The following is a 26,494-nucleotide window of genomic DNA, read 5'->3' on the forward strand; positions in this document are numbered from 1 at the left end:
GCGCAGGCAGCGGGCCCGTAGACTGGGGACCCCTTCCGGCCGTGCGAAAGGCTCAGTTGGTGGTCGCAGACCAGTCCTTTGACACCGTCCTCGTCGTCGACTTCGGCGCGCAGTACGCGCAGCTGATAGCGCGGCGCGTCCGCGAGTGCCATGTGTTCAGCGAGATCGTGCCGTCCACCATGCCGGCGGCGGAGATGCTCGCCAAGCGGCCGAAGGCGATCATCCTGTCGGGCGGCCCGGCGTCGGTGTACGAGAAGGGCGCCCCGATCGCGCCGGACGGCCTGTTCGACATAGGCGTCCCCACCCTCGGCATCTGCTACGGCCACCAGGTGATGGCGCAGGCCCTGGGCGGGACGGTCGAGAACTCCGATGTCGCCGAGTACGGCGGCGCGACCGTGGCCGTCTCGTCTCCGGGCATGCTGTTCGCGGGTCTGCCGCACGAGCAGGCGGTGTGGATGTCCCACCGCGACTTCGTCAGCGGCGCCCCGGACGGGTTCACCGTGACGGCCAGCACCGACGTCACCCCGGTCGCCGGCATGGAGGACCTGGAGCGCGGCTTCTTCGGCGTCCAGTTCCATCCGGAGGTCCTGCACACCGAGCACGGTATGGAGATTCTCCGGCGGTTCCTGTACGAAGGCGCCGGATGCCGTCCCAACTGGACGATGGTGAACATCGCGGACGAGTCGATCGAGGCCGTCCGGGAGCAGGTCGGGGAGAAGCGGGCGATCTGCGCGCTTTCCGGCGGAGTGGACTCGGCCGTCGCCGCCGCCCTCGTCCAGCAGGCCATCGGCGACCAGCTGACCTGCGTGTTCGTCGACCACGGCCTGCTCCGCAAGGGCGAGCCCGAACAGGTCGAAAAGGACTTCGTCGCCGTCACCGGAGTGAACCTGCACGTCGTGGACGCCCAGGACCGCTTCCTCGCCGCCCTCGACGGGGTCACCGACCCCGAGGAGAAGCGCAAGATCATCGGCCGCGAGTTCATCCGGGTCTTCGAGGAGGCGGCGCGCGAGATCGTCGGCGAGGACGCGGCCGAACCGGTCGAATTCCTCGTCCAGGGAACCCTCTACCCGGACGTGGTCGAATCGGGCGGCGGTACCGGCGCGGCCAACATCAAGTCGCACCACAACGTCGGCGGCCTCCCCGAAGACCTGCAGTTCAAGCTGATCGAACCGCTGCGGACGCTGTTCAAGGACGAGGTCCGCGCGCTCGGCGAGCAGCTCGGCCTGCCGTCCGAAATCGTCTGGCGGCAGCCGTTCCCCGGCCCCGGCCTCGGCATCCGCATCATCGGCGCCGTCACGCGCGACCGCCTGGACATCCTCCGCGACGCCGACGCCATCGCCCGCGAGGAGCTCACCCGCGCCGGCCTCGACCGCGACATCTGGCAGTTCCCGGTGGTGCTGCTGGCGGACGTCAGGTCCGTCGGCGTGCAGGGCGACAGCCGGACGTACGGGCACCCGATCGTCCTGCGCCCGGTCACCAGCGAGGACGCGATGACCGCCGACTGGGCGAGGCTCCCGTACGACCTCCTCCAGCGGATCTCGACCCGCATCACCAACGAGGTCCGCGAGGTCAACCGCGTCACGGTCGACATCACGTCCAAGCCCCCGGGCACCATCGAGTGGGAGTGACCCCGCCGCGTCCACCGTGCGCGGCGAGACGCCCGGCCGGAGAGATCCAGCCGGGCGTTCTCCCAGGTCGGGACGCCGATCGAGCGGCGTCGGGCCGTCCGGGCGGGGTCAGACCGCGGCGGGGGCCAGGGCGGCCTCGGCGTCCAGGGTCGCGGCCGTCGCGTTGACGACGGCGGCGATCCGCAGGCCCTCCTGGACGAGCTCGCGCGACAGGCCGGCCTCGCGGACGACCTTCTCGTGCGACTCCAGGCACCGTCCGCAGCCGTTGATCGCGGACACGGCCAGGCACCACAGCTCGAAGTCGACCTTGTCCACGCCCGGCCTGCCGATGACCGACATCCGCAGCTTGGCGGGCAGCGTCGCGTACGTCTCGTCCCCGATCAGGTGGGTGGCGCGGTAGTACACGTTGTTCATCGCCATGATCGACGCGGCGCCCTTGGCCGCCTCGAACGCCTCGGCGGACAGGTAGTCGCCCGCCTCCTCGGCCAGTTCCCGGATGACGACGGCGCTGCGCGTGGCGAGGGCGCAGGCGAGGACCGTGCCCCACAGCTGCTGCTCGGTCAGCTGGGAGGTGGAGGTCAGCGAGCCGAGGTTGAGCTTGGTGTCCTTGGCGTAGCCCGGGAGGGCGCTCTTCAGCGCGTCAACGCTCATGATCATGTGTCCTTTCCTGCGGACGGCCGGCCGCGCGCGACGCGGCCGGCCGTGAGCGAACCCGGCGGGATCAGACGCCGGCCAGCAGCTTGCCGGCGTCGAGGGTGTCCTCGCCCTTGTTCCAGTTGCAGGGGCACAGCTCGTCGCTCTGCAGCGCGTCGAGGACCCGCAGGACCTCCTTGACGTTCCGGCCCACGGAACCGGCGGTCACCATGGCGAACTGGATCTCGTTGTTGGGGTCGACGATGAACGTCGCACGCTGCGCCACGCCGTCCTCGGTGAGGATGCCGAGGGACTCGCTCAGCTCGCGCTTGAGGTCGGACAGCATCGGGAACGGGATCTCGCGCAGGTCCGGGTGGTCCTTGCGCCAGGCGAAGTGGACGAACTCGTTGTCGACGGACGCGCCGAGCACCTGCGCGTCGCGGTCGGCGAAGTCCTCGTTGAGGCGGCCGAACTCGGCGATCTCGGTCGGGCACACGAACGTGAAGTCCTTGGGCCAGAAGAACACGACCCGCCATTTGCCCTCGTAGGACTTGTGGTTGATCGTCTCGAACGCGTTCTCGGCGTCCAGCGAGACACAGGCGGTGAGCTCGTACTCGGGGAACCGGTCACCGACAGTAAGCACGCATGCTCCTTCGTCATGAGAAAAGGTCGCCCCCACATGAGGAGGCGCAGGGGGGCCGCGGGGTTTCCGCCTCGGCGGCCGATGTCACTCAGAGTGCCGCCGCTCGATCGAAAAGAGAAATCGATAAGTCCCAAGAGTGTGATAGGACCTGCCTATCAATCACTCGGAGTGCCGCAATGACCTGCAATGACGGGGGCTCGTGGAATCGCTGGGCGGTTCTCCGGTAGACGTAAATCACACAGACTTGCCGGAAAACGGGCTTAACGCTGCGTAGCGAGCAAGTGTAGGACGTTCCTCCCTCGACGCACAACAGGTGACCAATTGCTCGCAATGGCAGATTTGGTTCGCTCGGCGTATTCGCGGGACTGTGGAATGGCCCGCGGCCGCAGGGATCGAGATCCTCGCCGCGATCACGACCGGCGCCCCGGATGGCCGTCACGACCGCGTGGCGCGAGTCCGCGGTGTCAGTGCGGGTGGTGGGCGGCTTGGGTGGCCAGGGCTTCGGTGGCGTCGGCGAACATGTCGGCCAGGTCGGACGGCGCGGCGTGGAGCTCGCCGTCCAGCCAGGCGATGAGGTTCTCGCTCCAGCCCGCCACCAGCATCGTCGCGGTGAACTGCAACTGCGCGTCGGCGGTGGTGGGGATGTCGTAGAACGTCCGCGCGTAGTCGACGACGATGCGGGTGTGGTGGCGGAGGGCGGCGCGCTGGCGGGCGCGCAGGGCGGGGCTGGCCGGCGCCTCGATCAGCGCCACGCGGGCCTTGCGGGGGTCCGCGGCCACGGCGAGGACGGCCATGGCGGCGGAGCGGACGGTCGCGCGCAGGCCGGCGTCCGGTCCGGCGGCGGCGACGCCGCGGGCGGCGGCGTCGGTGATCTCGGTGGCGATGCGGTCGTAGACCTCGGTCAGCAGGGCGTCCAGGCCGGTGAAGCTCTCGTAGAAGTAGCGCGGGTTGAGGCCGGCGCGGACGCAGACCGCGCGCAGTGACGTGGCGTGCAGGCCCTCGGTGCCGAGCAGGTCGAGGGCGGCTTCGAGGAGCGCCGCGCGGCGGTCGGCACGGCGGCGGTCGGCGGTGACGCCGCCGTAGGTGCGGGAACTCACCCCGCAATCTTGACACAGGCGTTGCCAGATCCTACGTTTCTGGAAACGGCTGTAGCCAGATGGGGAGGCCTTCCATGGCCCTGACCGCCGCTCCGGACATGGGGAAGATCTTCACCCCGCTGATGCACGAGCACGACTACGTCATCGACGAGGTCGAGGGGGAGGTCCCGTCCGGGCTCACCGGGACGCTGTACCGGGTCGGGCCCGGAAAGTGGGAGGTCGGGCGCACGCTGATGCACCACCTCTTCGACGGCGACGGGATGGTGTCCCAGTTCGTCTTCGACGGGCGCTCGGTGCGGTTCCGCAACCGGTACGTGCGGACGTCCCAGTTCCGGGACGGCATGGTCGCCGGGCATGCCAGGAAGCCCGGCGTGGGGACCCCGCTTCCGGGCGGCTTCTGGGCCAACTACGCCAAGTCGAAGGGCCCCGCCAACGCCGCCAACACCGGGATCGCGGTGCACGCCGACCGGCTGCTGGCCCTGTGGGAGGGCGGCCCGCCGCACCGGCTGGACCCGGACACCCTGGAGACCCTCGGCATCGAGAACTTCGGCGGGCGGCTCAAGGGCATGCTCAAGGCGTTCTCCGCGCACCCGAAGTGGGATCCGGCGACGGGGGAGATGTTCAACTTCGGCCAGGAGTTCGCGCCGCTGCCGTCCCTGAACTGCTGGAAGGTCGATCGGCGGGGCCGGATGCAGCGGCTCGCCAGGGTGCGCATGCTGGACATGCCCTGGAACCACGACGTGGCGCTGACCAGCGAGCACATGGTGTTCGTCCTGGACCCGTACATGTTCGACCTGCGCACGATGCTCAAGGGCGGGCCGATCTTCGAGGCGATCCGGCACCGTCCGGAGAAGGGGACGCGGTTCGTGCTCGTGCCGCGCAACGGCGGCCCGGCGCGGATCGTGGAGCATGAGACGCTCGTCCACCTCCACGTCGCCAACGCCTTCGAGGACGGCCCGGACACGGTCGTCGACCTGGTGCTGTTCGACGACTTCGCCGCGATCCGGCGCGACCTCACCGAGTTCCGCACGCGGTTCCCCGCGCTCCCGGCCAGCAGGCTCATGCGGTACCGGATCACGCCCTCGGGGCGGGTCATCGAGACGCAGCTGGCCGACCTGCCGGGCGAGTTCCCGCAGTTCGACTGGCGCCGCTCCACCCGCCCGCACCGCTACACCTACATGGCGGGACGGACGGGGCCCAGCGGCCAGTACAACAGCCTCCTGAAAGTCGACAACGACACAGGCCACACGCAGATACACGAGGTGGGGCCGAACACGTATGTGGGCGAGCCCATCTTCGTGCCCCGCACACCCGATGCGGCCGAGGACGACGGGTGGCTGCTGAGCGTGATGTATCTCGCGGCCGAGCACCGGTCGCAACTCGCCATCCTGGACGCACGCGGCATGGACGGCGTGGCGACGCTTCAGTTGAAGCACCACATTCCGTTCGGATTCCACGGAACCTTCACCAGCCGTGTCGCCGACCCCGGCGCCCCGATCCCGCACCCTGACAGGTTGCCGCTGCGCTGAAACCAACCCGGACACGTACCGCCTGATGGGCTTCGACGTGATCGCCATGGACGCCCCCGGGGATGGGCGGCGCCGCGGCGGTGAGTTCGCTGTGGTGAACGCCACGGCCCGTTGACCAGGGAAGCATCACGATCCGTGACGGTGGTTCGATAACGTTCGGGCGAGATGGCGATCAGCAGACCGACGGTGGCTCAGTTGCGGGCGTTCCTGGCGCTCGCCGAGCATCTGCATTTCCGGGACGCCGCCGCCGCGCTCCGCATGAGCCAGCCCGCGCTGTCCGGGGCCGTGGCCGCGCTTGAGGACAACCTGGAGACGCGGCTCGTCGAGCGGACGACCCGGAAGGTCCTGCTGACGCCCGCCGGGGAGCGCGTCGCACGTCGCGCGGAGGCCGTCCTAACCGAACTGGACCGCCTGGTAGACGAGGTCAAGGCCGTCCAAGGGCTGCTGGTGGGGCCGCTCAGGGTCGGTGTGATCCCGACCGTGGCGCCGTACCTGCTGCCCATCGTCCTGCCGAGGCTCGCCAAGGAGTACCCCGACCTGGAGCTGTCGGTGCACGAGGAGCAGACAGAGCACCTCGTCGCGGAACTGCTCGCCGGACGGCTGGACGTGGTGCTGCTCGCGCTGCCCGTGCCCGCGACCGGCGTCACGGAGATCGTCCTGTACGACGAGGACTTCGTGCTCGTCGCACCCGCCGGATTCGAGCTGGGCGAGGCGGAGATCGCGCGCGAGGCGCTGAACGACCTGGACGTCCTGCTGCTCAACAAGGGGCACTGCCTGCGCGAGCAGGCCCTGGACATCTGCCGGGACGTGGGCGCGCGCACCGCCGCGGCGACGTACGCGACGAGCCTGGCGACGCTGGTCCAGCTCGTGTCGTGCGGGCTCGGCGTGACGCTCGTCCCGGAGACCGCGCTGCCGGTGGAGACGCGGCGGGCGCCGAACCTCGGCCTGCACCGGTTCGCGTCGCCGGCGCCGTTCCGCAGGATCGGGCTCGGCTTCCGGTCGACGTCCCCCCGGGTGGAGGAGTTCGAGGCGCTCGCCGAGAGCGTCCGCGGCGCCGTCGCCGATTCCGGTGTGGCGCCGGGAATCCGCCCCGCCCGACCTTAACGCTCCGGCAAACCGCGGCTAGGCGAGGTCAAGTCTGCGTCAGGGGACGGCTTGGCAATGGCGATGCGCGTTCATGCGGTGGCGTGACGTCACCATGCTCGGTGGGCGAGGAGGAGGCCCCATGTCCCCGAAGCTCAGCGTCGTCGTGCCGTTCCACAACACCGAGGAGTACTTCCGGGAGTGCCTTGAGTCGCTGGCCGGTCAGACGCTGCGCGACTTCGAAGTGGTCATGGTGGACGACGGGTCCACCGACGGCAGCGCGGTCATAGCGAAGGAGATGTGCGCCCGCGACCAGCGTTTCCGGCTGGTCACGCGCGAGCAGGAGGGGCCGGGCCCGGCGCGCAACGCGGGGGTCCGGCAGGCGAGGGGCGAGTACCTGGCGTTCGCCGACGCCGACGACGTCGTGGAACGCGAAGCGTATGCGCGGCTGGTCGCGTCCCTTGCCCGTACGGGGTCCGACATGGCGGCCGGCAACGTCCAGCGGATGGACGCCGAGCGGACATGGCAGTCGCCCCTGCACGACGGTGTGTTCACCGAGTCCTGTTCGCGGACGCACGTGTCGTCCAAGCCGGTCCTCATGCGCGACCGCACGCCGTGGAACAAGGTGTACCGGCGCGAGTTCTGGGACAGGGCCGGCCTGGAATTCCCCCCGGGCTTCTACGAGGACCCTCCCGTCATGGCGCGCGCGCACGCGCTGGCCCGGTCCGTGGACGTCCTGAGTGACACGGTCTACCACTGGCGCAAGCGGCCCGGGTCCATCACCGACGACCGCCATGACTGGGAGAACATCCGGCAGCGTTTCGTGTCCGCGCGTGCGCTGCGGGAAGCGATGACCGAGTACGCCCCCCAGCTCCTGAACGCCTACGACGAGCACTCCCTCATTGAGATCGACCTCCGCATCCTCTTGGAGGCACTCCCCAGGACGGAGGACGAGCACCGCGAGGAACTCGTCGCGATGGGCGCGGACCTGGCCCGGCACATCGGCCCGCGCGTGCTGAAGCGGCTCCCCGCGATGACGCGGCTGCAACTGCACCTGCTCTGCCGCCGGATGCTGCCGGAGCTGCTGGAGGTCCTGCGGTTCGTCCGGCTCAGGAAGGCGGCGGACGCGCCGCGGGTCCGGCGCGGCCTGCGGCACCGCTGGTACGCCGAGTTCCCGTTCTTCGAGGACGAGGAGCGGGGCGTCCCGGCGCACGTGTACGACGTGACCGACGAGCTGAAGCCGGTCGCGGCGATCGACCGGGCCTGCTGGGTCGACGGGCGGCTCCGCATCGAGGGGCACGCCTACATCCGCCACCTGGACTCCTCCACCGAGGACGGCTCCCGCATCCGGCTGTGGCTGGTGGCGGCGAACCGGCGCGGCCTGATGCGCGTCCCGGTCAGGCGGGTCCGCCGGCCGGACGTGACCGCCAGGTCGCGGCAGTCGACGGTGTCCTACGACTGGTCGGGGTTCGTCGCGGAGATCGACCCGGCCGCGCTGAAGATGTTCGGACGCTGGCGGGACGTCGACTGGGTCCCGTGCGCGGAGATCGTCAACCGGGGCCTGCGGCGGCGCACCACGTTCGCGAACCCGCGCCTCACCGGCCGGCAGTGGCCGGACGACCGGGAGTGCGCGCCGGGCGTCCTCGTGCAGGGCGTCGCGGCGAGCAAGCGGTTCCTCGTGCAGGTGCGGCGGACGCCGGCGGCGGTCGTCGGGTGCCGCCTGGAGGGCGGCGAGCTGTGCCTGGACGGCTGGAGCCGCGCCCCGCTCGGGGACGAGCCGCGCATCACCGCCGTGCCGAAGGCGGGCCGGGCGACGGTGACCGGCCCGGTCGAACCGGCCGGCGGGGAGAGGTTCCGGGCCCGGCTGCCCGCGGCCGGGCTGGCGCGCCGGGAGGGCGAGTGGGAGATCAGCCTGTCCGGCGGAGTCAGGCCCTACCTGGACGCGGACGCCGCCGGGACCGCCTTCCCCGTCCCCGGCGGGGAGCTGGAGATCGCCAGGACCAGGCGGAGCACCCTGCGGGTCGTCGTGCGCGGGCGGGCCCTCGTCCTCGACGAGGTGTCCTGGTCGTCGGACGGCGCCCTGCATCTGGCCGGGACGTGCACCGACCGTGCCAGGCGGCCCGATTCGGTGCTCCTCAGGCGGCGGCGGTCGTCCGAGGACCACACCGTCGGGCTGCGCTGGGAGGGCGACCGTTTCACCGCGAAGTTCTCTCCCGCGCGCATGCCGGTGCTGGGCCTGTCCCGTCCCCTGGTGGCCGGGCGCTGGGACGTCCTCACGACCATCGGCGGGCAGGAGCAGCCGGTCGTCGTCAGGCGGCACACCCTCCGCGACCTGCCCGAGCCCTTCGAGGCGGGCCTGCACCGCATCACCGTCCGCGCGCACAAGACCGACCAGTTGGTGCTCCGGGTCGAGACCGCCCTGGACGACGACGAGCGCGGAGCCTACGCGCAGAGCCGGATCCGGTCCGGCCACTACCGGCGCCACCTCAACCTGCCCGTGCGCGACCTCGCCGTGTTCGACGCGTACCGGGGACGGCAGTACTCGTGCAACCCGCGCGGCATCTACGACGAGCTTCGGCGGCGCGGCACCGACCTCGACTGCGTGTGGGTCACCGAGAACGGGCAGTTCGGCAAGCCGGCGGGTGCCCGCACGGTCCTGGTGGGCACGCGCGAGCACTACGAGGCACTGGCCCGCGCGCGCTTCGTCTTCGGCAACTGGTCGCAGAAGGAATGGTTCACCAAACGCGACGACCAGACGTACGTGCAGTGCTGGCATGGGACGCCGCTGAAGAAGCTCGGCTACGACGTCAAGGAGATGCCCTACAAACGCACCGAGGGCGTCGACTGGATGGAGTACGACGTCCCCCAGTGGGATCTGCTCTTGGCGCAGAACGCGTTCTCCGTGCCGTTGTTCCGGCGGGCGTTCGGCTACCACGGGGACGTCCTCGAAAGCGGCTACCCCCGCAACGACGTCCTGAGCAGCCCGCACCGCGACGAGATCGCGGCGGCGGTCAGGCGGCGCCTGGGCATCCCCAAGGGCAAGCGGGTCGTGCTGTACGCGCCGACCTGGCGGGACGACTTCCACCACTCGATCGGCAAGCGCGCCTTCCGCCTGGAGTTCGACATCGACCGGTTCAGGTCGGCGCTGGGCCGCGACCACGTCCTGCTGCTGCGCACGCACTACCTCGTCACCGACCGCCCGAAGCTGCGGCCGGGCGACTGCGTGATGGACGTGTCCGTCTACCCCGACATCTCCGAGCTCTTCCTGATCAGCGACGTGCTCGTCACGGACTACTCGTCGTCCATGTTCGACTTCGCCGTCACCGGCCGGCCGATGGTGTTCTTCACCTACGACCTGGAGCGGTACCGCGACCACGTGCGCGGCTTCTACTTCGACTTCGACGCGGAGGCCCCCGGGCCGCTGCTGCGCACGTCGCGGGAGGTCGTCGACGCGCTGCGCGACCCGGCCGCGCTGGAGTCCGGGTTCCGGGACGCGCGCGCCGCCTTCGCCGCCCGGTACTGCCCGCACGACGACGGCCTGGCGGCCTCCCGCGTGCTCGACCGGGTCCTCCAGTCCGGTCACTGACGTCCGGTCACTGACGTCCGGTCCTGAACAGCTCCACGCAAACCCCGCTCATTTCAACACGGAGTCGCTCGTGTCCCCGCAGATCAGCATCGTCGTCCCGTTCAGCACCACCACCGGCGGCCGCCTCGCCGAGTGCCTGGAGTCGCTCGCAGGGCAGACCCTGCGCGACGTCGAGGTCCTCATGGTGGACGACGGGTCAGACGGGTCCGATGAGGGCGGCGCGGTCGTCGCCAAGGAGTTCGCCGGGCGAGACGACCGCTTCGCGCTGCTCCAGCCGGGTCCCGCGACATCCGCCGGTGACGCCGGTGTGGAGCAGGCCAAGGGCAGATACCTGGCCTTCGCGGACGGCGAGGACGCGCTACCGCCGTACGCCTGCGAATTGATGGTCGGCACCCTGGACGCGACCGGATCGGACCTCGCCGGCGGGAACGTCATGTGCCTGGACGGGGACGAGGTGTGGCAGTCGCCGCTGCACGGCCGGCCCTACGCGAAAACGATGATGTCCACGCACGTCACCCGGCACCCCATCCTCCTGCAAGACCGGACGCTCTGGAACAAGGTGTACCGGCGTTCGTTCTGGGACGCGCACGGCATCGAACTGGGCAGCGGCCAAGACGTCCTGGTCGCCGTCCAGACCCAGCTTTTGGCCTCCTCCGTGGACGTGCTGGACACGACCGTCTACTTCTGGCGCGACCGCCCGGGGACAGCCACGCGGCTGCGTCCCGAGCCCGCCTACATCACCGAACGGATGGCGACCCTCGCCGCCGTCCGGAACTTCGTGCACGACCACGAACCGGAGCTCCTCGCCGTCCACGACATGTACGCGCTGGACCTGGACGTGCGCGAGCTGATGTTCGCCTTGCCCGCCGCCACGTGGGAGGAGCGCGAACGCCTGGTCGAGCTGGGCGCGGGGATGGTCGCCGACGCCGACCGTTCGGCCACGGAGGGCCTGGAGGCGATCAGGCGCCTGGAGCTCCACCTCCTGCGCGAGCGCATGGTGCCCGAACTGCTCGAAGTGCTCCGTTTCGAGGAGCGCGGGCTCCAGGACGTGCCGATCACGCCCCGGGGACGCCTCCGCGCCAGCTGGTACGCCCGCTATCCCTTCTTCGACGACGCCGAACGCGCCATCCCCGAAGACCTGTACGACGTCACCGAAGAGATCGGCCTGTGGGCGGAGGCCGACCGTGTCGAATGGGACGTCGACACCCTCATCGTCGAGGGCCACGCCCACTTCGACCGGTTCAACGTGTCCGCCGCGGCCGATTCCCGCATCCGGGTCTGGATGCGGGACGCGAAGACCGGCAGGGAGATCCGGCTGCCCGTCGAACGGACGTGCCGCCCGGAGGTCACGGCACGGTCGGGCCAGTCGGCCGTCTCCTACGACTGGTCGGGGTTCACCGTGCGGGTGGAGCCCGAGTACCTGCTGGACGGCGACGAATGGCGGACGGCCACCTACGAGCTGTTCGCCGAGGTGTCCACCGCGGGGCGCAGGGCGGTGCAGCGGCTCACCGCGCCGGCCCCGGCCGTGCGCTGGACGGCGGCGCGCCAGGTGGACGAGCACGTGGCCGTCCAGCCGGCGGCCGGCGACGACGACGGGTTCGTCGTCCACGTCAAGCGGGCCAAGGCCGTCCTCACCCGGATCCGGCGCGACGGGGACACGCTCGAACTGGCCGGGTGGACGCGGCGGGCCCTCGGCGCGGGCGCCGCCATGGTCGCGGCCCGCCGGCACGGCGGCGAGGAGGTCCGCGGCGAGGTGACGCTGCGCCAGTCGGCCGTCCTGCGCATGGCGGAGGGCACCGGTTTCGACTTCACGGCGCGGTTCCCGCTGGAGTTCCTGACGTCCGTCCGGGACGGCTCCGCCCCCCGTCAGCCGCACCTGCGGGACGCCATCGACTGGGACATCCGGCTGACCGGCGAGGGCGGCCCGCTGCGGCTCACCGTCGCGGGCAACATCAAGCCCGTCCGGCTCGCCATCCCCGGGGACGCGGGAAGGGAGCTGGCGCTCACGCGGACGGCGTTCGGCAACCTGCGCGCCGTGGAGCGCAGTTTCCGCCCCGTCGTCCGGGCGGCCGAGTGGGACGCCAACGGGCACCTCACCATGACCGGCGACTTCGCCGACCCGGACGACCGGCCGGACCACTTCGTCCTGCGGCGGCGCCGGTCGGGCGACGAGCACCGCATCCCCGTCACCTGGGAGGAGCACCACTTCACCGCCGCGTGCGCACCCGGCACCATGGCCGTCTTCGGGACGGACCTGCCGTTGAGCAGCGGAACCTGGGACGTGCTGGCGCGCGCGCGTTCCGGCGAGGTGGCGGTCGTCGTCGAGCGCGAGGCCATCCCGGACCTGCCCGGTCCGCGAACCATCGGCATGCACGAATTCGAAGTCGGCGTCCACCAGATCGACGCGCTGACCGTGCGCAGCCGTCCCGCCCTGGGCGACGACGAGCGGGGCGGCCACGCGCAAGCACTGCTCCAGCAGCGCGACTACCCCGTCTATCTGCGAAGCCCGCTGGCGGACGTCGCCGTCTTCGACAGCCACAACGGAACCCAGTGCAGCTGTAGCCCCAAGGCCATCTACGAGGAACTCGTCCGACGCGACCCCGACGTGGAATGCGTGTGGGTCACCCAGGACGGCCAGTTCTCGGTCGACCTCACGGCGGACGCGAAGACCAGGACGGTCCTGGCCGGAACCCGCGAGCACTACCGCGTCCTCGCGCGCGCGCGGCACATCATCACCAACCACGGGCTTCCGCCCTGGTACTTCAAGCGCGACGGCCAGACCTACGTCCAGACCTGGCACGGCACCCCGCTGAAGCGTCTCGCCTACGACCTCAGGGACATGCCCTACCAGCGCACCGAACACCAGGACTGGATGACGTGGGAAGTGCCGCGATGGGACCTGCTGCTGTCCCCGAGCCCGTACGCCACCCAGATCCTGCGCCGCGCGTTCCGGTACGAGGGTGACGTCCTGGAGACCGGATATCCGCGCAACGACGTCCTGAGCAGCCCCGAATGGGAGAGCGTCGGGACGCGCATACGCAAGCGCCTGGGCATTCCCGACGGCAAGAAGGTCGTCCTGTACGCGCCGACATGGCGGGACGACCGGCGGCACGGCCCCGGCAGGCAGGGCTTCTCGCTGGAGCTCGACATGGCGACCATGCGGCAGGTCCTCGGCGACGACCACGTCCTCCTTCTGCGGACGCACCACCTCGTCACCGACAGGGCCCGCACGGTGACGGACGACTTCGTCATCGACGTGACCCGTTACCCCGACATCGCCGAGCTCTACATGGCGGCCGACGTGCTCGTCACGGACTACTCGTCCGCCATGTTCGACTACGCCGTCCTAGGCCGCCCCATCGTCTTCTACACCTACGACCTGGAGCGCTACCGCGACCATGTGCGCGGCTTCTACTTCGACCTGGAGGCCGAGGCCCCCGGGCCCGTCGCGACGACCACGGCGGAGGTCGCCGCGGAGGTCAAGGCGGCCCCGGCCAGCGAGCAGCGGTACGCGGACGCCTACGACCGGTTCTTCGTGAAGTACTGCCCGCACGACGACGGCCAGGCCGCGGCCAGGGCCGTCGACCGGATCTTCGGCTGACCGTCAGCCCGGACGCCGGGCGCGTGCGAACAGCCACACGCCCGGCCATCCGGACACCGGCAGGCGACGCTCCAGCGCGGCGGACACGCGCAGCGCCTCGTTGGCGAGCGGATGCAGCGGCGCCAGGTCCTCGCGGCGCGCCGTCCGGTGCCTGAGCCGGCGCAGCAGCGGACGGAGCAGGACGCCCCGGCTCCACACCGCCTCCAGCACCAGCCCGGCGCCCTCGACCAGCTCGACGAGCGCCCGGCGCGTGTAGCGTCGGACGCGGCCGAGCGCCACGTCGTGCGCCGACCACAGCGCCATGTCGCAGGGCACGGCCAGCAGCGCGATCCCGCCCGGCCGCAGCACGCGGGCGATCTCCGCCGCCGCCCGCGCGTCGTCCTCGACGTGCTCCAGGACGTCCAGCGCCAGCGCCAGGTCGTACTCGCTCGGCGGAAGCGGCAGGAAGCGGGCATCGCCCTCGTACGCCTCGATGCCGTGGGCGCGCGCCAGCGCCACCGCGTCCGGACTCAGATCGATGCCCGTCGCCCGCCAGCCGTGCTCGGCCAGGACCCGGCAGGACGCCCCGGACGCGGCGCCGATGTCGACGGCCGAACCGGGCACGCTGAACCGCATCAGCTCCGCGGACAGGACCGCCCGCCGCTCGCGGTACCACCAGTTGTCGTTCTCGATCCGCGCGATCCGCTGAAGCTCCGTGGTGTCCACGGGACCAGCCGACGGCATCGGCGGCGGCCCGTTCCACCGTCGCCGCCGTTCGCGGGCGGATCGTTGACCGGCGTTTGACCCCGGCCCTGCGTCAGCGCCTGCGGCCCCGCCTCAGCGCCGTCGGCGGCGACGCACGAGGAAGCGGACGGCGAGCAGCAGCGCCACCACGCCGCCGATCGCGGGGACGGCGCGCTTGGCGACCGACGCGCCCGCGACCTCCAGCAGGTCGATCGCGTCGTCCTCGTCCGCGACGTGCAGCGGGCGCCGCGCGGGACGTTCCGGCGCGGCGGCGGGGACGGCCGCCTCGGCCCTGGCGGCGGCCTCCTCCGTGGCCTTCACCGGGCCGGGCTTGTCGGCCGGCTCCTCGGGCAGCGCCGCCACGGCGTCCGGCGTCGCGGGCCCGGCCGCGCTCTCCGCAGGCGCGGCGGGCACGGCGGGCGCCGCCTCGCCGGGCGCCTCCAGCTCGGTCGCCAGCGCCTTCGCGAACCGCGAAATGATCTTCGAGCCGACCTCGGACAGGATGTTGCGGCCGAACTGCGCCGGACGTCCCGTCACGTTCAGCTTGGTGTGCACGGTCACCCGCGTCGTGCCGTCGTCCTGCGCGTGCAGCCTCGCCTGGACGGTCGCCGACGCGGTACCGGAGCCGCGCGCCTCCTTCGCGGACGCCTCCAGCGTCACGACCCGCGCCGACTCGTCCGCCGACACGATCCGCGCGGTGCCGCGGTAGGTGATGGTCATCGCGCCGACCTTCACCTTCATCCGCCCCGAGTACTCCTCGCCCTCGACCGAGTCGAGCGCCGCGCCGGGCATGCAGGCCGCGACCCGCTCCACGTCGAGCAGCACCGACCAGGCCTGATCCACCGGTACCGGGACGGTGAAATCGTGGTCGAGCTCCATGATCAAAGTCCTTATCGTCCGGAGAACCTGCCGCGACCCTACGGTGGCGGCCCGTCCCGCCGCCAGAGGGGGCGCCCCGACAGGCGGTCGACTACCCGGCGGACGGGCGATCATGCGGCCGGATCCCGGGGCGACGGGATCCGGCCGCATGCCCGGCGGATCGCCTCAGCCCGCGGCGGCGGCCAGTGCCCGCGCGGTGAGCACCGTCGCGAGATGCGTCCGGTACTCCGACGACCCGTGCAGGTCGGTGGGCGGCTCGGTGCCGGCCGCGGCCTGCGCGGCGGCCGTCCGGAACGCGTCCTCGGACGCGGGCCCGCCCCTGACGGCGGTCTCCACCGCGCCGGCCCGCACGGGCGTCGGGCCCATGTTGGTCAACGCGACACGTGCGTCCGCGATCCCATCGCCGTCGCGGCGGACGGCGCACGCGATACCGACGATCGCCCACGCCTGCGCCGTCCGGTGGAACTTCTCGTAGTGCACGCCCCAGCCCGCGCCCATCTTCGGCACGCGCACGCCCACGAGCAGCTCGTCCGGCTCCATCGCCGACGTCATCCAGTCGACGAAGAACTCCGACACGGGGATCTCCCGCTCGCCGCGCACGGACCGGACCAGCAGGACCGCGTCCAGCGCCAGCGCGACGGCCGGCAGGTCGCCGGCCGGGTCGGCGTGCGCGAGGGACCCGCCGAACGTGCCGCGGTGCCGGACGGCCGGGTCGGCGACCAGCTCCGTCGTGTCGGCGAGCAGCGGGACGTGCTCGCGCACCAGCGGGTCGCGGATCACCTGGTGGTGCGTAGCCATCGCGCCGATCACGATGGCGTCGCCGTCGTCGCGGATCTCGCGGAGCCCGGCGACCCGGTCCAGGTCGATGAGCGCGTCCGGGATGGCGAGCCGCATCCGCAGCAGCGGCATGAGGCTCTGCCCGCCGGCCAGCACCTTCGCGTCCTCGCCCGCGTCGGACAGCGCCCTGGCGGCGTCGTCGAGCGTGGCGGGCCGCACGTAGTCGAACGTCGCGGGGATCACTGGTCACCTCCGGCCGAGCCGAGCCCGCCGCCCGCGCCCGGTTCGGCGGCCGCGGGTCTCGTTTCGCCGCGCAGCGCGCGCCAGACGCGTTCGGGCGTGCACGGCATCGGCACGTCCTTGACGCCGTGCGGGCGCAGCGCGTCCACGATCGCGTTGACCACCGCCGGGGTGGAGGCGATCGTGCCCGCCTCGCCGACGCCCTTGACGCCCATGGGGTTGGACGTGGCGGGCGTTTCGGTGCGGTCGGTCGTGAACGTCGGCAGGTCCATCGCCGACGGGATCAGGTAGTCGGCCATGGTGGTCGTCGTGAGGTTGCCGTCGGCGTCGTACACGGCCTCCTCGTACAGCGCCTGGGCGATGCCCTGCGCGAGGCCCCCGTGGACCTGGCCTTCCACGATGAGCGGGTTGACGACCTTGCCGACGTCGTCGACGGCCACGTACTTGCGGATCTTCACCATGCCCGTCTCTGTGTCGACCTCCGTCGCGCACAGGTGCGTGCCATGCGGGAAGGAGAAGTTGTCCGGGTCGAACGTGGCGTCGGAGTCCAGCGAGGGTTCGATGCCGTCCGGCAGGTCGTGCGCGGCGAACGCGGCCAGCGCGACCTCCTGCAGCGTCTTGCCCTCCTGCTCGACGCCGCGGACGCTGAACCGTCCGCCGGAGAACTCCAGGTCCTGCTCGGACGCCTCCAGCAGATGCGCGGCGACCGTGCGGGCCTTGTCGACGACCTTCTCGCAGGCGGAGAACAGCGCGACCCCGCCCACGGCCAGCGAACGGGAACCGTACGTGTCCATGCCCTTGTGCGAGATGGCCGTGTCGCCGTGCAGGACCTTCACGTCCTCGAACGGGACGCCGAGCTTGTCCGCGGTGATCTGCGCCCAGGCCGTCTCATGGCCCTGCCCATGCGCGGACGAACCGGTGACCACCTCGACCTTGCCGGACGGCAGGACACGCACCGCCGCGTGCTCCCACCCGCCGGCGCCGTACGACAGCGAGCCCAGCACACGGGACGGCGCGAGCCCGCACATCTCCGTGAACGTGGACACCCCGATGCCGAGCTGCACGGGATCCTGCCGGTCCCGCCTGTCGGCCTGCTCCGCCCGCAGCTTGTCGTATTCGAACAGCTCCAGGGCCTTGTCCGTGGCCGCCTCGTAGTTGCCGGAGTCGTACGTGAGACCCGCGATGGTCTCGTACGGGAACTCCTCGTGCTTGATCCAGTTGCGGCGCCGGACCTCGATGGGGTCGATGCCGAGTTCGGCGGCCAGCTCGTCCATCAGCCGCTCGATCGCGAACGTGGCCTCGGGACGGCCCGCGCCCCGGTAGGCGTCCGTGGGCACCTTCGTCGTGAAGACGCCCGTGCAGGTGAACGACAGCGCGTCCATCTTGTAGATGCCGTTGAACATGAACGCGCCCAGCAGCGGGATGCCGGGCGTGACCAGCATGAGGTACGCCCCCATGTCGGCCAGCAGATCCACCTTCAGGCCGCGGATCCGGCCGTCCCGCTCCGCGGCGAGCGTGAGCCGCTGAATCTGGTCGCGCCCGTGGTGCACGGTCATGTTGCCTTCGCTGCGCGTCTCCGACCACTTGACCGGACGGCCCAGCCTGCGGGCCAGCAGCAGCGCGATGACCTCCTCCCCGTACACCTGGAGTTTGGAGCCGAAACCGCCGCCGACGTCCGGCGCGACGACCCGGAGCCGGTGCTCGGGGATGCCGGTGACCGTGGCCAGCATCAGCCGCAGGATGTGCGGGATCTGCGTGGCCGAGTACAGCGTGAACTCGTCCGCCTCCGGGACGCACAGGACCGACCGCGGCTCCATCGCCGTGGGGATGAGCCTCTGCTGGACGTAGCGGCGCTCCATGACGACCGGCGCGTCCCTCATCGCGGCGTCGAGATCCCCGTTCTCGAACACCCACGTGTAGGACTTGTTCGTCCCCAGGTCGTCGTGGACGAGGTCGGCGCCCTCGGCCAGCGCCGCCTCCATGTCCACCACCGCGGACAGCGGCTCGTAGTCGACGTCGATCTCCTCCAGGGCGTCGACGGCCGCGGCCTTGTCGCGGGCCACGACGCACGCGACGGGCTCGCCGACGTAGCGCACCTCGCTCACCGCCATGGGCGGGTGGTCCGGGTGCTTCATGTCCTCGGTCACGATCCACGCGCACGGCAGCGAGCCCTGCTCGTCGGCGAGGTCCCGACCAGTGAACACGGCGACCACACCCGGGCTCTTCTTGGCCTGCGAGGCGTCGACGTTCGAGATCCTGGCGTGCGCGTAGGGGCTGCGCAGGAACGCCACGTGCAGCGTCCCGGCCGGGGTCATGTTGTCGGTCCACCGGGTGCGCCCGGTGATGAGCCGGGCGTCCTCCGACCGCTTGCGCGGGCTGCCGACCTCCTGCACGGTCACGGCGTCGCCTCCTGCCCGGCGGGCTCGCGCATATCGCTCGCGGCCCGCCGCACCGCCTTGACGATGTTCTGGTAGCCCGTGCACCGGCACAGGTTGCCCTCCAGGCCCTCCCGGACCTCCTCCTCGGACGGGTCGGGGTTCTCCCGCAGCAGGTCGAGCGACGCCATGATCATGCCGGGCGTGCAGTAGCCGCACTGGAGCGCGTGCTCCTCGTGGAAGGCCCGCTGCATCGGGTGCGTCCCGCCGTCGACGCCGAGCCCCTCGACGGTCGTCACGTCGCGGCCGTCCGCCTGGACGGCGAGCACGGAGCAGCTCTTCACGCTCATCCCGTCCATCAGGACGGTGCAGGCTCCGCAGTTGCTGGTGTCGCACCCGACCGGGGTCCCGACCTTTCCCAGCCGTTCGCGCAGATAGTGGATGAGAAGGAGGCGCGGTTCGACGTCGTCCTCATACGTCGCACCATCGACCTCGACACGGATACGTGGCATGCGTTTTCTCCCAGGGACGTCTCGGGGTGGACATGGAGAGACGTCCCCAGGGCGGGGCGCGCTGGACAGGCCACGTCATCGGGGCCACCTCCGTGGAAGCGACCTTATGAACCTATGCCGGGGTTGAATCCCGTACTAGCCCCTTGCGCCGCTTATTTAACGACGTGTGGGGGAACGCTGGCCGCTAGTGCACGCGAAGCAGAACCGCCCAGGTCACCGGCCCGACGATGCCGTCGTCGTCGACGCCTCCCCACCGCTGGACCGCCTTCACGGCCGCCTCGGTCGCGGCGTCGAACGTGCCGTTCATGGTCACCTCCGGATGGCTGCGCGCCTGAAGCAGCCCCTGGACGCTCTCGACGTGCTCGCCCGTGTCGCCCTTGTTCAGTTCCGGGAGCTTCCTCACCATGTCCTCCGTCCAGTTGCCTCCGCCGTACGCGGGTCGTCCGTAGCCGGCGATCACGCCCGATGCCCGGACGCGGCGCTTCACCGCGTCGTCGGTGTTGGCCTCGATGGTCTGGAGCCGGCCGCCGCCGAGCACGACCTCGACCACGCCGACGTGGTCGATGGCGTCCACCCGGTTGGTGGCGCCCCAGTCGAAGAACACGATGTCGCCGGCCTTCGCCTTGTTGACGCTGGCGGTCGTGCCGCTGTGCCAGCGTCCGGCCTTGCCGAAGTCCTCCGCGTGCCACACGGTGTAGGCGCGGTCTCCGCCCGGCAGGACGGCGGCGGTGTTGCGGCTGTGCCGCGCCCAGTAGGTGATGGCCATGTCGCACCAGGACGCCTTGAGGAACTCGTTCCCGTGCCTGGACGCGTACTCCTTGGTGATGGCGTTCGGACGGCCCGACGTCCCGAGCGATTTCCGGGCCTCGCGGATCATTCCGGTCGCGCCCGGGACCGCCGCGACGATCTGCCGCTCGGCCAGGAAGAGACCGCTGTCGTCTGGATTGCCGTAAAGCTCCTGAAGGAGCTGCTCCTCGTCGGACTCGGTCGCGTGATGGACGCCGTAATGCGCGTCCACCTTGCCCATATGGGCTACTTCGTTCACATTTGTTCGGTTTTTGGGGGTCACATGCTCCTCCAGGAGCGTTGGTCTCGACCGCGCCGTTCCGGCGCGGCTCCCGCCCGACCGTAATGGGGTAAACCCTTACTTCTCCTATATCCGCGTTACAACATACCCAACCGTCCGCAGCCCCTTCCCGGCGAGTAAGGAACGCGGATGGCCGTTGGTCGCGACTGGGCGATAACAAGGGATAAAAGGGTAGGCCCCGCGTATGTTCCTCTTCTTCTCGTCCCGGCTCGGGTGCGTGGGGTCGCTGTTCGTGACGCTGATCCTCAGCGGGATCGTCTACGTGATCCTCAGCCGCTGACGGGACGGGACGGCTTTCGGGGAACTCGCGGTGATCGGTTTGACAACCCCCGGTCACGGAGTGTCTCCTTGGGGCGTGACCGAGCGCCTGTCGACCGACAGCCCCGTGGCCTTCTGCCGCGTGGCCAGCGCGCTGTGTCCTTCGTGTTGTCGCTGAATCCGTTCTCCACCGGCCGACACCCGTACACGAAGGACCTCTCCCGTGGACCTCTCCGTGGTTCCCGATCTCACCATGCGCGGCCAGGACGATCCGCACGACCGCGCGATCGCCGCCGCGCCCCCGACCGTCGGGCAGCTCGCCGCCCGCGTCCGTGAGCTGGCCGGACGCCCCGACGAGTGGTGGCGGCTCGTCCGCTTCGACGCCGGCCGGCCGCAGGACGTCCCGCTCGGCGACGACGCCTGGCTGACGACGTGGCCGCCCGGTCACGGCGGGACGGTGCGCGGCGGCGTCAGCACCCTGGTCGCGGGCGAGCTGGCCGTCGTCACGATCACCGAGCGCGGCGTCACCGAGCGGCCGCTGCGCGCCAACCGGATCCGCGTGCACGGCGGCCCGCAGGCGCTGACGAACCCGGGCCCCGCCTTCGCCGTCAGCCTGCACGCGGTCAGCCTGCACGGGGTCAGCCTGCCCGCCGTAAGCCCGCGCGCGGGTGGCTCAGAGGCCGCCGCAGCCCGCTGAGCGGCTCAGCCGGTCTCGTCGGTGAGGTACGGGGACGCGGCCTCCCGGCCGATGAGGGGCAGCAGCGCGAAGTAGGTGAGCGACGGCAGCAGCGACGGCAGCTCCGCGGCCTCGCCCGTCTCCATCTGGACGTGGATCGCGCTGTAGATGCCGCCGACGATCGCGTCCACCACGGCGACCGGGACCGGCGGCAGGGACGGCCCGGTGAAGAAGCCGCGGAACCGCGCGAGGTTGTCGATGCGCGCCTGCCTGACCTGCGGGCCCGCCGCGTTCGCCTCGACCAGCGACACCCGCGCGAACCGGGGCTCGCGGGCCAGGGCGACGAGCAGCGTGCGCAGCGCCGCGTGGATCCCGTCCGGCCAGCCGGGTGCGGACTCGAAGGACTGCGTCATGCGGCCGAGCAGGATGTCCATGCCGCGCCGGTAGGCGGCGAGGAAGCAGTCGTCCAGGTCGGTGAAGTGCGCGTAGAACGTCTTCTTGGTGACGCCGGCGCCGTCGGTGACGCTGCTGATCGTGGTGTGCGCGAACCCGCGGTCGGAGACGACCTGGACGAACGCGTCGATCAGCCGTCCGCGCTGGATGCCGGCGACGGTCTCGGGGGAGAGGCCGTGCCGTCCGGGCTTGATGGCGCGGCCCGGGTCGAGCGCGGACCGGGATCCGGGCAGCACCTCGGCGCAGCCCGCCTCCGGCGTCCCGGCCTGCCCTGACATGGAACCCCAATCCGTCACCAGCCGTCGGGATCACAGTACTTCCCGTCCCGGGGGCGGGGGGAGGCGCGGTCACCGCCGGTCAGCGGCGGGTCAGCGCAGCCGCCGGCGGCGCGAGCGGGTCAGCACCCGGACGGTCCCGACCAGGCCGAGCCCGATCAGCACCACCGGGGCCAGCACCGTCGCGGACACGATGCTCTCCTCCGCCAGGCCCTCCGCGAGGAACAGCCCGGCGAGGACGAGGAAGAACAGCCCGGTGACCGGTCCCGCCGGGTCGAACCCGTATCGCTTGCCCACGTCTGCTCCAGCCTCGGTCGCGCCCGCCTCGGTTCCATGGGCCCCGGTCGCGTCGGACCCTGTTCCGCTAGCCACGGTCCACGTCCACGTCTCCGGCCTTGCCGCGTATCCGCAGCTCGATCACCGGCGGGTTGCCGCCGGGCGTCTCCGGCTCGATGACCTGGGTGACCTTGATCTTCGGGCCGCTCGTCGTCCGGTGCTGGACGCGCAGGTCGCCGAGCGCGATCCGCGCGTCCACCATGACGCGGGCGGCGGGGGGCACCGTGACCCTGATGCCGCCGATGCCGACCTGCGCGTCGATCGTGACGTGCTGGCCCGGGGCCAGCACGAGCGCGGTGAGGTCGAGGTCGGCCTGGCCGACGCCGACCTTGTAGGTCTGGTTCGTCTGCGACGCGTCGGTGGGGCGCCAGTCGATGTCCCCGTACTCGGCATTGCGCGGCATGTCGCCCACCACGGTCGTCGTCAGCATGCCGAGGGTCAGCAGGGTGCCCGCCGTGGCGAGGCCGTGCGTCCGGAACCAGCCGCCGACGACGAGGCCGAGCCCGACGACCGCGAGCGCGGGCGCCATGACGATCAGCCAGGAGTCGGGGGCCGGGTACGCCTTGGCGACGGGGATCAGCGCCGCGCCCGCCGCCATGGCGGCCAGCAGCGTGATCGTGGCCGCCGGCGCCCGGCCGCGGCCGGGCTCGTCCGTGCGCCGCGCCCGCCGCGGCGTCCGCGCGGCCGGGTCGGCGCCGGCCCGCGCGGCCGAGTACTCGGCGAGGTCGATCATGCCCGCGGGCAGCCCGCCGCCCGCCGCCGCCGGCTCCCCGGACGGGTCCTTGCGGAGGGACATGCCGCCGACGCTGACGTCCGCCGACCGCGTCCACGCGGCCGACGGCTCCGGGGGATGCCCGGCGAGCCGTTCGGGGACCGACCGCGCCGCCGCCACCAGGTCCGTGCCGCGCGAGTGCGCGACCAGCAGCACCAGCGCGAACACCACCAGGACGGCGATCGTGTCGGTGTAGGCCCCGCCGAACAGGGTCAGCCCGACGCCTACGCACAGCAGCGCGCCCAGGATCGACAGGACGGCCTGCGCGTCGAACCACCGCTTGAAGAACTGCTCCGCGAGCGACGACTCGCCGGGGCTCGCGGGCATCAGCAGCGCCGCCGCGATGTAGAGGAGGACGCCCTGCCCGTGCGCCAGCACGAGGATCGCGAAACCCACGCGGAAGACGACGGGGTCGATGCCGGTGTAGCGGCCGAGGCCGGTGCACACGCCGGCGAGCAGGCGCCGGTCGGCGTCCCGCGCCAGCCGCTGGTAGCCGTGCTCCGCCCGCTCCGGGGTCTTCCGCTCGCCGTCCATGCCTGACATCGTGGCCCGTCGCCCCAGGCCGGCGGTATCCGGGACGTCCCTGAACCGACCCTGAGCCGGATCCGGGGTGGTTCCCTGATGCGGCCCGCGTGCGGGCGTGTGACGATCGGTGACGTGGGAGTACAGGAGACGGTGGAGCGGCCGGAGTCGCCGCCTGCGCTGGAGCGGGCCGCCGAGGGCGCGCTCGTGGCCGGGGTGTGCCGCGGGCTGGCCGCGCATCTGGGCGTGGACGTGCTGCTCGTCCGGGCCGCGTTCGTGCTGCTGACGGTGGCGAGCGGGCTCGGCGTCGCCGCGTACGCCGCCTTCTGGATCCTGGTGCCCGCGCCGGAGAAGGAGCCGTCCGAGCGGGCGTCCGGGCGGCGGCGCGGCCGCGATTGGGGCCAGCTGCTCGCCTACGCGGCGGTCACGCTGGGGCTCGCGGTGCTGCCGTGGGGCGCGGCCGGGGTCGTCCAGTGGGCGCTGTGGCCGTTCGTCGTCGGCGGCGTCGGCGCCGCGATCCTGTGGCAGCAGGCCGACCGCGACCAGCGGCAGCGGTGGACGCTGCCGCTCCGCCAGCGGTGGCTGCGCAGCCTGCTCGGCCTGCTGCTGGTGGTCGGCGGCATCGGCGGCGTCGTCGTGCAGAACGTGGAGGCCGCCCAGGCGCGGTCCGTGATCATCGCCATGCTGATCATCCTGACCGGGGTCGCGGTGATCGTGACGCCGTGGGTGGTGCGGCTCTGGCAGGACCTGGACGCCGAGCGGCACGAGCGCATCCGCTCCCAGGAGCGCGCCGAGCTGGCCGCGCACATCCACGACTCGGTGCTGCACACGCTGACGCTGATCCAGCGGAACGCGCACGACACGCGGGAGGTGCAGCGGCTCGCCCGGTCCCAGGAGCGGACGCTGCGGACGTGGCTCTACCAGCCGCGCGCCGACCCCGACCGGACGTTCGCCGCCGCGATCAGGGAGGCCGCCGGGGAGGTCGAGGACGACCACGGCGTCCCGATCGAGATCGTCTGCGTGGGCGACACGGCGCTCGACGAGCGGCTCGACGCGGCGCTGCAGGCCGCGCGGGAGGCGATGGTGAACGCCGCCAAGTACGCGGAGGCGCCGTCGGTGTCGGTGTACGCGGAGGTGGCGGACGGCGAGATCGAGATCTTCGTCCGCGACCGCGGCAAGGGATTCGACCTCGACCAGGTCCCGGCGGACCGGATGGGCGTCCGGGGGTCCATCATCGGACGTATGGAGCGCAACGGCGGGAAGGCGACCGTCCGCACGGCGCCGGGCGAGGGCACCGAGGTGCGTTTGGAGATCAAGAAGACATGAGCGAGGCGTTGAAGAGGGTCGTGCTGGTGGACGACCACCAGATGTTCCGGACCGGCGTCAAGGCGGAGCTGGGCGGCGGCGTCGAGATCGTCGGCGAGGCGGGCGACGTCGACGAGGCGGTCACGGTGATCCGCGGGACGCAGCCGGACGTGGTGCTGCTGGACGTCCACCTGCCCGGCGGCGGGGGCATCGAGGTGCTGCGCCGGCTGCACGGGGCCGTCACGTCCAAGTTCCTCGCGCTGTCGGTGTCGGACGCCGCCGAGGACGTGATCGGCGTCGTGCGGGGCGGGGCGCGCGGCTACGTCACCAAGACGATCTCGGGGCCGGAGCTGACCGACGCGATCGGACGGGTGGCGGAGGGCGACGCCGTGTTCTCGCCCCGCCTCGCCGGCTTCGTGCTGGACGCGTTCTCCGCGTCGGACGTCCCGGCCGTCGACCCGGAGCTCGACCAGATCACCCAGCGGGAGCGGGAGGTCCTGCGGCTGATCGCGCGCGGCTACGCCTACAAGGAGATCGCCAAGGAGCTGTTCATCTCGGTGAAGACGGTGGAGACGCACGTGAGCAGCGTCCTGCGGAAGCTCCAGCTGTCGAACCGGCACGAGCTGTCGCGCTGGGCCGCGGCCCGCCGCCTGGTCTGAGCTCCGCTTCGGGCGCCGGTCGGTTCGCGTAACGGTCGTCTCGGCTAGAACCGGTATCAGTGCCATATACAGTCGCTGGTCATGACATTCCCTCCCCCTGGATCCGGGTATCCGGGTCCGTCGTCGCCCTATCCGCCCGCGCCGCCGCCCGCGCCGCCCGGCCCCGGCTACGGGTCCCCGTACGGCAACGACAAGACCAACGGCCTGGCGGTCGCGGCCTTCGTCACCGGGCTCCTCGGCTGCTTCGGCGTCCTCGGGATCATCCTCGGGGCGATCGCGCTGGGCCAGCTCGGCCGCAACGGCGGCCGGGGGCGCGGCTTCGCGATCGCCGGCATCATCCTGTCCAGCCTGTGGATCGTCAGCAGCATCACGCTCGGCGTCATCATCGCGGCGAGCGACTCCGGCGACGACGGGGCGCGGCCCAGCGCGACCCGGACCAAGCCCAAGACGGTCGACGCGCAGAAGATGAAGGTGGGCGACTGCCTCAACGACAACACGACCGCGTCCGCCCCGTCCACCACGGAGCCGGTCGAGGTCGACAGCGTCAAGATCGTCCCGTGCACCGCGCCGCACGACGGCGAGGTGATGGCCGTCTTCCGGCTGCCGGGGGCCACGCTGCCGCCGGAGGCGCAGCTGCGGCAGCAGGCCTCGAACGGCTGCAAGCTCCGCACCCGGGCCCGGATCAGCCGCGACCCGGCGGCCGGCGGCCTCGCGAACTCCTACTACTACCCGACCGACGCGTCGTGGCGGTCGGGCGACCGCAGCGTCACCTGCGTCGCGGTGGCCGCGGCCGAGGGCACGAAGCTCACCCGGCCCCTCCAGCGCTGACGTCCCCGGCGTCCGCC

21 protein-coding genes are annotated in these 26,494 nt (G+C 71.6%); 9 read left to right on the top strand and 12 right to left on the bottom strand.

What is annotated here, in order from left to right; all coding sequences use genetic code 11:
- Window positions 1-59: 59 nt before the first annotated feature.
- Complete coding sequence (gene guaA, locus ACA511_RS06680) at window positions 60-1,628, top strand: glutamine-hydrolyzing GMP synthase (protein ID WP_375023161.1); 1,569 nt, start codon at window positions 60-62, stop codon at window positions 1,626-1,628.
- Between the two features lie 108 nt (window positions 1,629-1,736).
- On the opposite strand, the gene ACA511_RS06685 is transcribed toward guaA, so the two are convergent.
- The 3 genes from ACA511_RS06685 to ACA511_RS06695 all read right to left on the bottom strand — a co-directional run bounded on the left by ACA511_RS06685 (window position 1,737) and on the right by ACA511_RS06695 (window position 4,001).
- Window positions 1,737-2,279, bottom strand: a complete 543-nt coding sequence (locus tag ACA511_RS06685) for a carboxymuconolactone decarboxylase family protein (protein ID WP_375023162.1) — start codon at window positions 2,277-2,279, stop codon at window positions 1,737-1,739.
- Window positions 2,280-2,349: 70 nt separating this feature from the next.
- Complete coding sequence (locus tag ACA511_RS06690; protein WP_375023163.1) at window positions 2,350-2,904, bottom strand: peroxiredoxin; 555 nt, start codon at window positions 2,902-2,904, stop codon at window positions 2,350-2,352.
- A gap of 464 nt (window positions 2,905-3,368) precedes the next feature.
- Window positions 3,369-4,001: a TetR/AcrR family transcriptional regulator gene (locus ACA511_RS06695; RefSeq protein WP_375023164.1), complete on the bottom strand. Its 633-nt coding sequence runs from the start codon at window positions 3,999-4,001 to the stop codon at window positions 3,369-3,371.
- A 74-nt stretch (window positions 4,002-4,075) separates the two neighbouring features.
- Here ACA511_RS06695 and ACA511_RS06700 point away from each other — a divergent pair, with 74 nt between their 5' ends.
- The 4 genes from ACA511_RS06700 to ACA511_RS06715 all read left to right on the top strand — a co-directional run bounded on the left by ACA511_RS06700 (window position 4,076) and on the right by ACA511_RS06715 (window position 13,800).
- Entirely contained in the window at window positions 4,076-5,530 is a 1,455-nt protein-coding gene (locus ACA511_RS06700) for a carotenoid oxygenase family protein (RefSeq protein WP_375023165.1), read from the top strand.
- 165 nt (window positions 5,531-5,695) lie between these two features.
- Complete coding sequence (locus ACA511_RS06705; protein WP_375023166.1) at window positions 5,696-6,634, top strand: LysR substrate-binding domain-containing protein; 939 nt, start codon at window positions 5,696-5,698, stop codon at window positions 6,632-6,634.
- A gap of 121 nt (window positions 6,635-6,755) precedes the next feature.
- Complete coding sequence (locus ACA511_RS06710; protein WP_375023167.1) at window positions 6,756-10,199, top strand: CDP-glycerol glycerophosphotransferase family protein; 3,444 nt, start codon at window positions 6,756-6,758, stop codon at window positions 10,197-10,199.
- A 70-nt stretch (window positions 10,200-10,269) separates the two neighbouring features.
- Complete coding sequence (locus ACA511_RS06715) at window positions 10,270-13,800, top strand: CDP-glycerol glycerophosphotransferase family protein (RefSeq protein ID WP_375023168.1); 3,531 nt, start codon at window positions 10,270-10,272, stop codon at window positions 13,798-13,800.
- A 3-nt stretch (window positions 13,801-13,803) separates the two neighbouring features.
- On the opposite strand, the gene ACA511_RS06720 is transcribed toward ACA511_RS06715, so the two are convergent.
- The 6 genes from ACA511_RS06720 to ACA511_RS06745 all read right to left on the bottom strand — a co-directional run bounded on the left by ACA511_RS06720 (window position 13,804) and on the right by ACA511_RS06745 (window position 20,333).
- Window positions 13,804-14,505, bottom strand: a complete 702-nt coding sequence (locus ACA511_RS06720; RefSeq protein ID WP_375023169.1) for a class I SAM-dependent methyltransferase — start codon at window positions 14,503-14,505, stop codon at window positions 13,804-13,806.
- 111 nt (window positions 14,506-14,616) lie between these two features.
- Window positions 14,617-15,402, bottom strand: a complete 786-nt coding sequence (locus tag ACA511_RS06725; protein WP_375023170.1) for an SRPBCC family protein — start codon at window positions 15,400-15,402, stop codon at window positions 14,617-14,619.
- Between the two features lie 165 nt (window positions 15,403-15,567).
- The gene (locus ACA511_RS06730) at window positions 15,568-16,422 is read right to left on the bottom strand and encodes an FAD binding domain-containing protein (RefSeq protein WP_375023171.1); all 855 of its coding nucleotides are present in this window, start codon (window positions 16,420-16,422) and stop codon (window positions 15,568-15,570) included.
- Entirely contained in the window at window positions 16,419-18,818 is a 2,400-nt protein-coding gene (locus ACA511_RS06735) for a xanthine dehydrogenase family protein molybdopterin-binding subunit (RefSeq protein ID WP_375023172.1), read from the bottom strand. Before ACA511_RS06735 ends, ACA511_RS06730 begins: the two co-directional genes overlap by 4 nt.
- Complete coding sequence (locus ACA511_RS06740; RefSeq protein ID WP_375023173.1) at window positions 18,815-19,306, bottom strand: (2Fe-2S)-binding protein; 492 nt, start codon at window positions 19,304-19,306, stop codon at window positions 18,815-18,817. The genes ACA511_RS06735 and ACA511_RS06740 overlap by 4 nt, the downstream gene beginning before the upstream one ends.
- 184 nt (window positions 19,307-19,490) lie before the next feature.
- The gene (locus ACA511_RS06745) at window positions 19,491-20,333 is read right to left on the bottom strand and encodes a peptidoglycan-binding protein (protein ID WP_375023174.1); all 843 of its coding nucleotides are present in this window, start codon (window positions 20,331-20,333) and stop codon (window positions 19,491-19,493) included.
- 541 nt (window positions 20,334-20,874) lie between these two features.
- Between ACA511_RS06745 and ACA511_RS06750 the strand changes: the two genes are divergently transcribed.
- On the top strand, window positions 20,875-21,348 hold the full coding sequence (locus ACA511_RS06750; protein WP_375023175.1) for a cysteine dioxygenase: 474 nt from the start codon (window positions 20,875-20,877) through the stop codon (window positions 21,346-21,348).
- A 5-nt stretch (window positions 21,349-21,353) separates the two neighbouring features.
- On the opposite strand, the gene ACA511_RS06755 is transcribed toward ACA511_RS06750, so the two are convergent.
- From ACA511_RS06755 to ACA511_RS06765, 3 genes are all read right to left on the bottom strand, one after another.
- A complete protein-coding gene (locus ACA511_RS06755) occupies window positions 21,354-22,058 on the bottom strand; it encodes a TetR/AcrR family transcriptional regulator (protein ID WP_375023176.1) in 705 nt (234 codons plus the stop codon).
- A gap of 90 nt (window positions 22,059-22,148) precedes the next feature.
- Window positions 22,149-22,352, bottom strand: a complete 204-nt coding sequence (locus ACA511_RS06760) for a hypothetical protein (protein ID WP_375023177.1) — start codon at window positions 22,350-22,352, stop codon at window positions 22,149-22,151.
- 67 nt (window positions 22,353-22,419) lie between these two features.
- Complete coding sequence (locus ACA511_RS06765; protein ID WP_375023178.1) at window positions 22,420-23,697, bottom strand: PspC domain-containing protein; 1,278 nt, start codon at window positions 23,695-23,697, stop codon at window positions 22,420-22,422.
- 123 nt (window positions 23,698-23,820) lie between these two features.
- Between ACA511_RS06765 and ACA511_RS06770 the strand changes: the two genes are divergently transcribed.
- The 3 genes from ACA511_RS06770 to ACA511_RS06780 all read left to right on the top strand — a co-directional run bounded on the left by ACA511_RS06770 (window position 23,821) and on the right by ACA511_RS06780 (window position 26,477).
- Window positions 23,821-25,011 (top strand): PspC domain-containing protein, encoded by a 1,191-nt coding sequence (locus ACA511_RS06770; RefSeq protein ID WP_375023179.1) that lies wholly within the window; start codon window positions 23,821-23,823, stop codon window positions 25,009-25,011.
- Window positions 25,008-25,649: a LuxR C-terminal-related transcriptional regulator gene (locus ACA511_RS06775; RefSeq protein ID WP_375023180.1), complete on the top strand. Its 642-nt coding sequence runs from the start codon at window positions 25,008-25,010 to the stop codon at window positions 25,647-25,649. The genes ACA511_RS06770 and ACA511_RS06775 overlap by 4 nt, the downstream gene beginning before the upstream one ends.
- A gap of 81 nt (window positions 25,650-25,730) precedes the next feature.
- Window positions 25,731-26,477 (top strand): DUF4190 domain-containing protein, encoded by a 747-nt coding sequence (locus ACA511_RS06780; RefSeq protein WP_375023181.1) that lies wholly within the window; start codon window positions 25,731-25,733, stop codon window positions 26,475-26,477.
- Window positions 26,478-26,494: the final 17 nt, after the last annotated feature.

Source organism: Actinomadura sp. GTD37 (assembly GCF_041951365.1).
Taxonomy (GTDB): domain Bacteria; phylum Actinomycetota; class Actinomycetes; order Streptosporangiales; family Streptosporangiaceae; genus Spirillospora.

Coding starts and splice junctions, on each gene's coding strand:
- ACA511_RS06705 (WP_375023166.1), top strand. CDS start 5,696: ATGGCGATCAGCAGACCGACGGTGGCTCAGTTGCGGGCGTTCCTGGCG.
- ACA511_RS06755 (WP_375023176.1), bottom strand. CDS start 22,058: ATGTCAGGGCAGGCCGGGACGCCGGAGGCGGGCTGCGCCGAGGTGCTG.
- ACA511_RS06740 (WP_375023173.1), bottom strand. CDS start 19,306: ATGCCACGTATCCGTGTCGAGGTCGATGGTGCGACGTATGAGGACGAC.
- ACA511_RS06725 (WP_375023170.1), bottom strand. CDS start 15,402: ATGGAGCTCGACCACGATTTCACCGTCCCGGTACCGGTGGATCAGGCC.
- ACA511_RS06710 (WP_375023167.1), top strand. CDS start 6,756: ATGTCCCCGAAGCTCAGCGTCGTCGTGCCGTTCCACAACACCGAGGAG.
- ACA511_RS06765 (WP_375023178.1), bottom strand. CDS start 23,697: ATGGACGGCGAGCGGAAGACCCCGGAGCGGGCGGAGCACGGCTACCAG.
- ACA511_RS06775 (WP_375023180.1), top strand. CDS start 25,008: ATGAGCGAGGCGTTGAAGAGGGTCGTGCTGGTGGACGACCACCAGATG.
- ACA511_RS06685 (WP_375023162.1), bottom strand. CDS start 2,279: ATGAGCGTTGACGCGCTGAAGAGCGCCCTCCCGGGCTACGCCAAGGAC.
- ACA511_RS06745 (WP_375023174.1), bottom strand. CDS start 20,333: ATGGGCAAGGTGGACGCGCATTACGGCGTCCATCACGCGACCGAGTCC.
- ACA511_RS06700 (WP_375023165.1), top strand. CDS start 4,076: ATGGCCCTGACCGCCGCTCCGGACATGGGGAAGATCTTCACCCCGCTG.
- ACA511_RS06780 (WP_375023181.1), top strand. CDS start 25,731: ATGACATTCCCTCCCCCTGGATCCGGGTATCCGGGTCCGTCGTCGCCC.